This is a genomic window from Macellibacteroides sp. (assembly GCF_050251695.1).
Classification (GTDB): Bacteria; Bacteroidota; Bacteroidia; order Bacteroidales; family Tannerellaceae; genus Macellibacteroides; species Macellibacteroides fermentans.
The window spans coordinates 1-11,404 of sequence record NZ_JBFWMI010000102.1 but is presented as its reverse complement, the minus strand read 5'-3'; the positions used below and the strand labels follow the sequence as shown (position 1 = coordinate 11,404).

At 40.0% G+C, this 11,404-nt stretch carries 9 protein-coding genes and 1 pseudogene; 9 read left to right on the top strand and 1 reads right to left on the bottom strand.

Annotated features, from left to right (window positions below):
- From AB7E53_RS12695 to AB7E53_RS12655, 9 genes and pseudogenes are all read left to right on the top strand, one after another.
- Positions 1 to 192: FHA domain-containing protein (locus AB7E53_RS12695; RefSeq protein ID WP_446776039.1), on the top strand; the 192-nt coding region annotated here is incomplete at its 5' end.
- Positions 193 to 207: 15 nt separating this feature from the next.
- Positions 208 to 1,011 (top strand): PP2C family protein-serine/threonine phosphatase, encoded by an 804-nt coding sequence (locus AB7E53_RS12690; RefSeq protein WP_446776037.1) that lies wholly within the window; start codon positions 208 to 210, stop codon positions 1,009 to 1,011.
- A 41-nt stretch (positions 1,012 to 1,052) separates the two neighbouring features.
- A complete protein-coding gene (locus AB7E53_RS12685; RefSeq protein ID WP_446776036.1) occupies positions 1,053 to 2,882 on the top strand; it encodes a serine/threonine protein kinase in 1,830 nt (609 codons plus the stop codon).
- A 12-nt stretch (positions 2,883 to 2,894) separates the two neighbouring features.
- Positions 2,895 to 3,842: a hypothetical protein gene (locus tag AB7E53_RS12680; RefSeq protein WP_446776034.1), complete on the top strand. Its 948-nt coding sequence runs from the start codon at positions 2,895 to 2,897 to the stop codon at positions 3,840 to 3,842.
- A 5-nt stretch (positions 3,843 to 3,847) separates the two neighbouring features.
- On the top strand, positions 3,848 to 5,398 hold the full coding sequence (locus tag AB7E53_RS12675) for a Kelch repeat-containing protein (protein ID WP_446776032.1): 1,551 nt from the start codon (positions 3,848 to 3,850) through the stop codon (positions 5,396 to 5,398).
- A gap of 2 nt (positions 5,399 to 5,400) precedes the next feature.
- Positions 5,401 to 6,282, top strand: a complete 882-nt coding sequence (locus AB7E53_RS12670) for a serine O-acetyltransferase (RefSeq protein ID WP_179398390.1) — start codon at positions 5,401 to 5,403, stop codon at positions 6,280 to 6,282.
- 331 nt (positions 6,283 to 6,613) lie between these two features.
- The gene (locus AB7E53_RS12665) at positions 6,614 to 8,341 is read left to right on the top strand and encodes an NADH-ubiquinone oxidoreductase-F iron-sulfur binding region domain-containing protein (protein WP_446776043.1); all 1,728 of its coding nucleotides are present in this window, start codon (positions 6,614 to 6,616) and stop codon (positions 8,339 to 8,341) included.
- An 11-nt stretch (positions 8,342 to 8,352) separates the two neighbouring features.
- Positions 8,353 to 10,119: pseudogene (locus AB7E53_RS12660) on the top strand (NADH-dependent [FeFe] hydrogenase, group A6); the annotation flags it as partial.
- A 36-nt stretch (positions 10,120 to 10,155) separates the two neighbouring features.
- Positions 10,156 to 10,629: an NADH-quinone oxidoreductase subunit NuoE family protein gene (locus AB7E53_RS12655; RefSeq protein WP_446776041.1), complete on the top strand. Its 474-nt coding sequence runs from the start codon at positions 10,156 to 10,158 to the stop codon at positions 10,627 to 10,629.
- Between the two features lie 214 nt (positions 10,630 to 10,843).
- On the opposite strand, the gene AB7E53_RS12650 is transcribed toward AB7E53_RS12655, so the two are convergent.
- Positions 10,844 to 11,404 (bottom strand): TPM domain-containing protein (locus AB7E53_RS12650; protein ID WP_446776030.1); only part of this gene is annotated, 561 nt, incomplete at its 5' end.

Sequence of the window (11,404 nt, the reverse complement as noted above, 5' to 3'; positions counted from 1 at the left end):
ATGAGTCGCGAGCACATTAAAATTGAAGTGAAGCATGAGGGTGGGGGAGTTTATAAACATTTTTTGTCCGACAATAACAGTAAGAATAAAACTTTGTATAATAACACATGCCTTGAGAATGGAGAAGTTGTTGTTTTGAAAGACAACGATGAAATAGTGATCGGAAAGACCATCCTCAGGTTTAATGAATAATGGAAGGATCAGGCTATGGATATAATGATGGGGCAACCATTTGCTGTTTGTGAAAGAGGTGGCAGACTGAATAATGAAGATTCAGTATATCCTCAGCCGGAAGTATCGAGTCCTAAGCAGCGATTGTTTATTGTATGCGATGGCGTAGGTGGATCCGAAAAGGGCGAAATAGCAAGTGCGTTAGCTTGTGAATCGTTGCAGACATACTTCAGTTCCTTTTTGCAGGGAAATCCTACCGAAGAATTTATCAATCAGGCTGTAAAATATACTGAATCTCGTTTTGACGATTTTGTATCATCCAATCCTTCAGCTAAAGGGATGGCAACAACCATGGCCCTTCTTTATGTTGGAACCAATGGTATGACGCTTGCTCATATTGGGGATAGTAGGATTTATCAATTCAGAAAGGGGCAGATTTTACATGAAACCATTGATCACTCTCTTGTCAATTCCCTGGTTAAACTCGGACGCATAAAACCGGAAGAGGTTAGTAGTCATCCACAAAAAAATGTGATTCTAAAAGCGATAAGCGGAACAGAAAATCCGGTTCAGGCTGAAGTTACATTGATTACGAATGTAACTCCCGGTGATTATTTCTTTATGTGTTCTGATGGGGTTATGGAATGTTTTGATGACAAGGCGTTATCCGGTTTATTTGAAAAAAACATATCTTCTGATGTGCTTAAGACAGAAGTTCTTGAAGCATGCAACAATATATCCAGAGATAACTTTTCATTTTTCATTATTCCAGTGAATAATGTTCAGGAAACCGTTTCTATCAAGCATTTTATACTCTCATTTTTTTATTCTTTCATATAAAATCAGTAAATTTGTCAAGATGAATCTTTACTTTAGTACTGATGGAATTACCAACTGGGCATTATCTTCAAAAAGGGAAATATCAGCTAACTGAAACCGTTGGCCGAGGAGGCTTTGGTATAACATACAAAGGTGTATGGTTTACCGAGGTTAAGGGATCGTTGGGTAAAGTCAAGACGGAAGTTCCTATTTGTATCAAAGAATATTTTTTTAAAGATTACTGTTATCGGGATGAAGAAACCTTTGCTGTAAAGGTTCATTCGGAAACAGGAAGAGCTTTATTTGAAAAATTTAAAGAGAAGTTAATTAAAGAGGCGAAAATATTGTCGGATGTACATCATCCACATATCGTTAATGTGCTTGAAGTTTTTGAAGAGAACGATACAGCTTACATCGCCATGGAATATATTCAAGGGTATTCATTGAAGTACTTACTTGAAAAGGAGGGAAGACTTTCCGAAAATACGGTTCTTTTTTATACACACCAAATTGCTCATGCCCTTCAGTTTGTTCACGAGAAAAGTATACTCCACCTGGATATCAAGCCCAGTAATATATTAATCGACAAGGACGACAATGCCCGTTTAATCGATTTCGGAGTTAGTAAACGATATGATTTGTTTCAACAGGAAACGAGCACAACGATGCTTACTCTTTCCAAAGGATTTGCTTCTGTGGAGCAATATGACGATGAAGGAACTCAGAATTTCTCTCCCTGTCCGGACATATATTCGCTGGGTGCTACTATGTATAATCTGTTGACTGGTAAAATACCTACCGAATCAATTCTACGTGCCGCTAAGCCTTTGCAAAAACCATCTGAGCTTAATTCTTCAATTTCTGAAAGAACAGAAGAGGCTATTATGAAGGCGATGGCTATAGTTCAAGCCGACCGCTTTCAATCTGTTAATGAGATGATATTGGCATTGGGACCTTCCCCTGAAAGAGAGGTTAGAGAGAAGACTAATGGGGTGAATGGTACATCCCAGGCGGATGATGCTACGGAACTTTATACGCTAACCCGAAGAGTTGATCTGGAGGAACCGACTCATGAAAATACAAAGACTATTTTACAAGGCAATGAAGAGCCTGTCTCTAATCCGGATGACGATACAATCCTTGAAAGAGGAAATGTAGATGAACTGGAGGGAGGACCTGTTAAACGTAGGAATTATTTTAAACCAATTTTAATCTCGTTGATTATTTTTGTTTGCGTTGGAACAGTTCTGTATTTTATAAATTTAAAATCAAGGAACTCCGGTAACATTCCAGAGCCGATGGATGACAAAAAGCCTTTGACAGTTTCGGAGGATAATCGCAAGAATACTGATACACTTGTATTGAATAATGCAGAAGAACAAAAAAACAATCCATCTCTGTTAACTGTAACACCTCTTAATCCGGTTGTAAAAGATGATATTCCTCCTGGTAGTGAACTTGATGTGCAGCCAATTCCGGCAAAAACTCCGGATACTGATTATAGCAGCCTGCTTGATTTAGGAAAGAAGAAATTGGCTAAAGGTGATTACCTGGGGGCACGGAATGATTTTAATAAGGCCAAAGAACTTTATTTAAATGAAGAAATTTTGCGTTTATTGATAACCTGCGATTCAATGGAAGAACAGAGTGTAATTTTAAATAGAAAATCTTTATATGAAGAGAAAATGCCTTTCGGAAATTACATCATAGTAAGAAATAAATCGACGGGTAAATACGGAGCTATTGATTCAAAAGGGATCGATCGCATACCATGTGTCTATTTAAGTGTTGGAAAGGCTGAAAAGGGTAGAGCTTTTGAACGTGAAGATAATCTTTTTGATATATATAATTCATCATGCGAACTGGTGAGTAAAGGCGTTACATACTATTAATACTTGAAACCTATGAGTCGTTTTCTTTTATTGTTGTTTTTAATTATTGGGCCTTTTAACCTCAGTGCTCAAAGGCTGACTGAATATAATGAAAAAGGAAATGAGGCATTGTCCAGAAATGATCTTGCTGATGCCAAAATGTGGTTCGAAGAAGGAGTTTCGTTTTGCGATAGTTATAGTATTGATAAGCTGACGACTATCTGGATCGAAAACGAACAGTTTCGGATTCCGATGCGTAGCTTAATGACTAAATGCCTGAATTGTATCAATATAAAAGCGACGGAGAATGATACGGCTTCAATAGCCCGGCTCATCCTTTATTACGAGCATGGTATAGGTACACCCGAGAGTCCGGAGCTGGCAAATTATTGGGAAGAACAGCTGTCAAAATTGTCAAAGCCAGAGGAACAATTGCCCGCTTTAGAGAACCGGTTACCTTCACCTAAAGAAAAACCAACACCGCTGAATCTGATCATCGGTTATAATTTTACTCCATCTGCACCCTATGGAATAACGTTTGGCCTACTTGGTAAGCGATGGGGTGGTTATTTGCGATTGAAGTCAAATATGATATTTGGTGAAACAATATTCGACTGTAATGAGTATGGTATTACTAATTATTCAGAGGATGTGTATTATAAATTTGACCGTGAACGTATTTCCCGTTTTGGAATTACAGGGGGACTGATTGTGAAAATCTTGCCTTGGTTGTCCGCTTCAGTTGGTGTAGGGTATGGCGAACGTGAATTACAATGGCATGCCACAACTTATAGCTATTCTAATAATAATAATATAACGGCAGAACTTTGGTGTGAAAATTTATCAGGTTCTTATAAAGGAATAGAGACCGATACCGATGCAATTGTGAAAGTGAGTAAAAATTTATTTTTCAATGTGGGCTGCAGTTCGATTAATTTAGAATTTGCCGACTTAAATGCCGGCATTGGCTTAATATTTTAAAAAGTATGAAAACACTAATAAAACAATATACCAGACTGTTTTTGTCATTGTTGATTGGAATGTTTATTTTTCAATCGTGCTTGGATAATCCTTCTGTTCCAGATGAGATATTTAATGCCAGAATCCCAGAAGTAGAAACCTCTTCGGTAGAATCATCCTCGGGAACCACTATCACAATTTCGGGTGTTGTTTTGCAAGAAAATGGCGCAGAAGTAACTGAAAAAGGAATTTGCTGGGGTACAAAATCTTCACCGGATTCGACAGATAATAAGATTCCCGCAGGAGATGGATTAGGATCGTTTACAGTGGAAATAAAAGGTCTTTCTGCAAATAAAAAATACTATTTTTGGGCTTACGCAATTAATGCTAAAGGAACGGCATACGGACAAGAAAGAACCGTATATATAGCTTTGCCAACAGTTAAAACTTCGGTTTTTAATGATAATAAAGAAGGAAAGGCTAAAGTTGGAGGGAATGTAGTAGATATGGGTTATTCTGAGATTACAGCCCGGGGGATTTGTTGGTCTTTTAGCAATGAACCTACTATACAGGATAATGTATTCAACTTTACACCAGGTACAGGTGCTTTTTCTGGTTATTTAGAAAAAATAAATGGAGGAAAACCATATCATATTAGAGCATTTGCTACAAATAGTATAGGCACTTCATATGGAGAAGAAGTCATTTTTTCTGCTCCGCCAATATTTACTGATATGGCTTCATTCACAAGTTATCTACCTACTGGAGCAGCTGCTTTCAGTGTGTACGGCCGGGCTTATTTAGTTGGAGGGGATGTAGGTCAATCATATAGCAATATAGTTTGGGAATTTGATCCGATATCTGATTCTTGGCGAGATAGAAATATTTTTCCTCTTGGAGGAAGAAAATTTGTGACAGCATTTTCGACCGATGCAACAGCTTATTTATTAGGCGGATTAGTTAATCCAGGTCAGCCAACTACTGAATTTTATAAATATAAAGTTTCTCTTAATGAATGGGAAATATTGCCACCTTTTCCTGGAACACCCAGATGGAGTGCTAAAGCAACCGTTCAATCAAATGGCGCTGTAACCTATGGTTATGTTATAGGAGGACGTACTACTAAATCTTTTTTAAATGAGGTTTGGAGGTATAATATCAATAACGGGGAATGGAAACAAATAGAGAATTTTCCCGTTAGTCAGTATGGAGGCATTGTTCTGAGTAAAAATGATACTATATTTGCAGGGTTGGGACAAACAGGCGAGTCGACTTCCACCAAGACCTTATGGATTTCGTCCGGTGATATGAGTACATGGAAGGAAGAAACTGAAATTCCTAATCTTGCCGGTACTATAAGCAGTGGAGTAATACTGAATGATTTACTTTATGTAATTGACTCCAACAACAGAATTTGGGAGTATAATATAAAACAAAAAGTCTGGACGAGTAAAAGTACACTTGGAGGGTATAAAGATGAAGGCCATAGTATGATGTTGCTTAATGGTTCAATATATATAGGAATGAGTGTTTTTTCGTCGTCTATGAAAAAATATGATCCCGCTTGGGATAATTAATTATGAACAGAAGTCAGATTTTGGAGGAAATTCAAAAAAACGTAACGAAATTATCTACCTCCAACTTGCCGGAGTATAAATATATTCCACTGCATCAAAAGCCATCGCCTTCGGTAGATGAGCTTAAAAAGATAATGCATTTATTGAAAAAGATAATTTTCCCCGGTTTCTTTGGTACTGAACAAGAGGCTAAAGAACATTCGATGGAATATTATATGGGTGTTCATTTGGAACAACTTTACGATTTATTGCAAGAGCAAATCTTTCATGGGTTATGCTTTGAAGTTGAAGGGTGTTCAGATTCAAAAGAACGTTCTTCCAATATTGCCGTAGAGTTTATTAATCATATTCCACATATTAAATATTTATTGTCGACAGATATTAAAGCGATATTAGATGGAGATCCTGCAGCAAAAAGTCTGAGCGAGATAATATTTTGCTATCCGGCCATACAGGCTATACTTCATCAACGGGTAGCCCATTGCCTTTTAAATCTTGGGGTGCCTGTAATACCTCGTATTATCACAGAAATAGCCCATTCCAATACGGGTATAGATATACATCCGGGAGCCAAAATAGGAGAGTATTTCAGTATTGATCATGGTACGGGAGTTGTTATCGGTAAAACTGCGGTTATCGGCAACCATGTCCGTTTGTATCAGGGGGTTACACTTGGGGCTAAGAATTTTATCCTTGATAACGAGGGCCTGCCTTTGGATGTGCCCAGACATCCCATTTTGGAAGACTGGGTTACAGTCTATTCAAATGCCTCCATCCTTGGCAGAATAACTATTGGAGAAGGCTCTGTTATTGGTGGTAACATCTGGTTGACACACAGTGTGCCTCCACATTCTAAAGTACTTCAAAGCGGTGCTATGGAATAAAATTGTAAGCTAAAACTTCCTCGAGACACTTGATTTAAATATTTTTAATTTCATTTTGTTTTTATCTCTGGTTTTGATCTAATCAGAGAAAAATTTGTGTATATTTGTGATATGTCTGTTGTGCAAACCTTAAATTATTTTCCCTATGAAGAAAATACAGACACCTGCAGATTTACAACAATTATACGAATCTCTTCGTAAATTGATGCGTATTCGGGAAACAGATCCAAATCCCGAAGAGAGTTCAGATTTTACTTCCCCGAAAGAATTTCAAAATAAAAGTATTCTTTTAGTGTGTGGAAGAGGTGGTTGCAAAGCATCTCAAAGCGACATGCTTATAGAAAAATTACAGTCGGCTATACGGAAAGAAGATCTGGAAGAGCAGATTCAGGTAATTTTGACTGGCTGCTTTGGATTTTGCGCACAAGGGCCGATTGTTAAAGTAGTACCGGACAATACCTTTTATGTGCAGGTTAAGCCGGAAGATGCCGACGAGCTGATTCATACGCACTTCGTTAAAAAGATGTATCTTGAGAGGCTTTTATACTTAGATGCCGATAGAAATCAGGTAATCCGTAATCCGGAGCAGATGAGTTTCTACAAACCCCAGATGCGGATTGCTTTAAGAAATTGCGGAATGATAAATCCTGAATCAATAGATGAATACATTGCCAGAAATGGATATGCAGCATTAGCCAAGGTTCTTACCCAATCTACTCCCGAGGAGGTTATTCAAGAGATTATTGAAAGCGGACTAAGGGGACGGGGAGGGGGTGGATTTCCTACCGGATTAAAATGGCAGATTACCAGAAAAGCGGTTAAATCGCCAAAATATGTGGTTTGCAATGCCGATGAAGGTGATCCCGGAGCATTTATGGACCGGTCAATTTTAGAAGGTGATCCTCATTCTGTAATTGAAGCAATGACAATAAACGGTTATTGTACAGGAGCAACCAAGGGCTTGGTTTACATAAGAGCCGAATATCCGATGGCGGTTGAAGGACTCCGTATTGCCATCAGTCAGGCTACCGAATATGGGTTGCTAGGGAAGAATATAATGGGGACCGATTTTTCGTTTGATATTGACATTAAGTATGGAGCCGGAGCTTTTGTATGCGGTGAAGAAACTGCCCTGATTCACAGTATGGAAGGAAAAAGGGGGGAGGCAACTGTTAAACCTCCCTTTCCAAGTGAAGAGGGGTACCTGGGATTTCCTACCAATGTTAATAATGTAGAGACTTTTGCCAACATTCCTACCATAATTCTGAAAGGTGCAGATTGGTATAACAAAATAGGTACGGAGAAAAGTAAGGGGACCAAGGTATTTGCGCTGGCAGGTAAAATAAACAACGTGGGACTTATAGAAGTTCCTATGGGAATTACCTTGCGTGAGATTATCTATGGAATAGGGGGTGGAATTAAAAATGGGAAAAAATTTAAAGCCATTCAGACAGGCGGACCTTCCGGGGGATGCCTTACTGAAAAGCATCTTGATTTGCCCATAGAATATGATACGCTGCAGGCTGCCGGCTCGATGATGGGGTCCGGAGGGATGATCGTTATGGACGAGGATGATTGTATGGTAGCCATGGCTCAATTTTATTTGGGATTTACCGTTGAAGAGTCCTGTGGTAAATGTTCACCATGCAGAATTGGCAATAAACGTTTGTTTGAAATCCTCAATAAAATTACATCGGGCAAAGGAACTGAAGAGGATCTACGAAAATTACGGGACCTCGGACAAGTAATTAAAGATACTTCACTTTGCGGTTTGGGGCAGACTTCTCCTAATCCGGTATTATCTACTCTCGATAATTTTTACGACGAATATGTTGCGCATGTAACAGAACAGCGTTGTCCGGCTCATCAATGTCGTGATCTTACGGTGTATTACATCAATCCTAAAAAGTGTACCGGATGCACTTTATGTGCCCACGTCTGTCCTGTTCATGCCATTGTTGGCGAACGGAAGGCTACGCATATTATCGATCCGAATATATGTATCCGTTGCGGAAGTTGTCTTGAGAAATGTCGTTTTGGTGCAATATATGTTTACTAGGAGGGCTATTTATGGGAACAATTAAATTGACAATAGATAATAAAGAGGTGATTGTACCGGAAGGAACTACTATTCTTGAGGCATCTAAAAGTGTGGGTATAAAGATTCCTACGCTATGCTTTATGAAGCTGGATGAGTTGCATTACGAAAATAGTCCGGGAAGCTGCAGAATCTGTGTGGTTGAAATAGCCGGTAATAAAAAACTGATGCCTTCCTGCAAAACGCTTTGTACCGAAGGTATGGTTGTTCGGACACATAATCCCCGTGTATTGAATGCCCGTCGTACCATTATGGAGCTGATTCTCTCTAATCACCCATTCGAATGTCTTACTTGCCGCAAGAATGGGCAATGTGAGTTACAGAATGTAGCATCGGAGCTTGGGATCAGAGAAATCCGTTATCCGGGTGAGAAATCTACATTCTCGCCGGATGTGTCTCCGGCTATTGTGCGTGATCTGGACAAATGCATCATGTGTCGCAGGTGCGAGACCATGTGCAACAGTGTACAGTCTGTTGGGGCAATTTCTGCTATAAACAGAGGCTTTAATTCAATTATTTCTACGGGTTTTGGCGAAGATATAGAGTTAGGCAACTGTACTTATTGCGGACAATGTGTAGCTATTTGTCCTGTTGGGGCTTTAGGAGGTAAAAGCAGTGTCGACCAGGTGCTTGATGTTTTGGCAGATTCTTCTAAAGTTGTTGTTGCTCAGACTGCTCCCGCAGTACGCACAGCCTTGGGGAAAGCTTTTGGCATGGAATCTGACCAGGTGGTGACCGGTAAAATGGTTTCTGCGTTGCGGGCCATTGGTTTCAATTATGTTTTTGATACCGATTTCGCGGCAGATCTTACCATTATGGAAGAAGGTACCGAGCTTTTAGGGCGTTTAACCCATCTTATTGAAGGTAAAGCAGATGCCAGAATTCCCCTGATGACCAGTTGTTGTCCGGGATGGGTTAATTTTGTTGAGCAAAACTATCCGGAACTTATAGATAACCTATCCACAGCCAAAAGTCCACAACAAATGATGGGGGCGGTGATTAAAAACTATTTTGCAAAAAAACTAAATAGACCGCGTAAAGATATTGTGGTTGTTTCTTTAATGCCATGCCTGGCCAAAAAGTACGAGTGTATGCGCGAGGATATGTCAGTCGAAGGCGATCCGGATGTAAATTACGTATTATATACGCGTGAATTGGTGCGACTTATCCGTTTTGCTAACGTTGATTTCCAATCATTACCCGAAAGCGATTTCGATTCTCCCTTAGGCGAATCTACCGGTGCGGGAACTATATTCGGTGCAACAGGAGGTGTTATGGAAGCGGTTGTACGTACGGCTTATTCCATCTATACCGGTAAGCCGGCTCCAAAAATAGATTTTCAGGAACTTCGCGGATTTGAAGGGATAAAAAAGGCTACAATAGATTTTGATGGTGTCCAGATTAAGTTGGGTATTGCTCATGGTTTAGGCAATGCCCGAAAGCTGGCAGAAAGTATCCTCAACGGAACATCCGATTTTCATGCTGTGGAAGTGATGGCTTGTCCGGGTGGGTGTATAGGCGGTGGTGGCCAGCCTTTTCACCATGGTGATATGTCTGTTATAAAGAAACGTGCAGCCGCTTTGTATGATGCCGACCGGCAGAAGAGCCTGCGTAAAAGTCACGAGAACCCTTCCGTACAAAAGCTATATGCCGACTTTCTGGGAACTCCCTGCGGACCTGTTTCGCATAGGCTGCTACATACTCATTACACCAACCGAAGGAAAATTGTAGGTGTCTATCCGGTATATCACGAATCAACCAAAGAGAATGGAGCCATCTGTTTGTCGGCTTCCACTATCGAATCCCTGAAAACAATTTGCGGAAAGTTCAATAATGATCCCAAAGAGCTGATCAATATTTTACATGCCGTACAGGAACTTGTTGGCTATCTTCCTAAAGAGGTGCAGGAGATTGTTGCAGAACAACTCAGAATTCCTCTATCCAAGGTGTACGGAGTTGTTACTTTCTATTCCTTCTTTACTATGGCTCCCAAAGGGAAATATCCCATATCAGTGTGTTTAGGAACAGCCTGCTATGTAAGAGGAGCAGAAAAGGTGCTGGATGAATTTAAAAATCTGCTTAAGATTAAGGTTGGAGAAACAACAGCCGATGGATTATTTTCGCTGGATTGCCTCAGATGCGTAGGAGCCTGCGGATTTTCGCCGGTCGTGCTTGTGGGCAAAAAGGTTTATGTAAGGATGACTCCAGAGAAAGTAAGGGATGTCCTGAATGATTTTTATAGTCTTTGAAAGGTTGGATTTATCTATTTCTTGTATTAGTTGATTTTTAAAAGGAGGGAACAGTAATGAGTAAAAAAACAAACTGGGAATGCTTCTATGCAAAATAGAATCCATTCCCAGTTTGAACTAATAACAACCGGTCAGATTTGAAGTGACTGTAAGTATTTGATGTTGTGAGCGATGTTCATTGTAAGTCTAAACAGTCTTTATCACATCAGAGCGATTAGAAACGGCTGATAGATCCACCACCACCAGAGCTTCCTCCTCCCCAGGAACCTCCGCCTCCGCTAAATCCACCACCGATACCCCCGCCGAATCCACCGATACCTCCTCCGATAATCGGACCTTTGGAGCGGGTTAGCCGACTTAGAATCACGTCTCTTTTATCAGTGTGATTACAGTTTTTGCAGACGTAGATTTCTTCTGCAAGTCCGGATGATTGGTAAGTAGCCGCCTGTACAGTACGTGTACCCTGATAAACAAGAGTCTTCTTCCCGCATCTAGGACAGAGGCGAGGCCTTCTTTTCATAAAGTACGACATTCCTACAATCATAATCATAAAGAGAAAGATTGTGCCGATCAAAACGCCTATATCATCAGATTGACCTTCCGGTTGATAATCTGTTGATCGCTGATAGTCACCCGACAGTAAATATTCTCCCACTGCGGCAACACCTTTAGCCATACCCTGACTAAAATTACCAGCTTTCAGATCTGGGATCATATAGTTTTGTTGTAACCGGTAGCAAATAGCGTCAGGCAAAATTCCTTCAATGCCATAGCC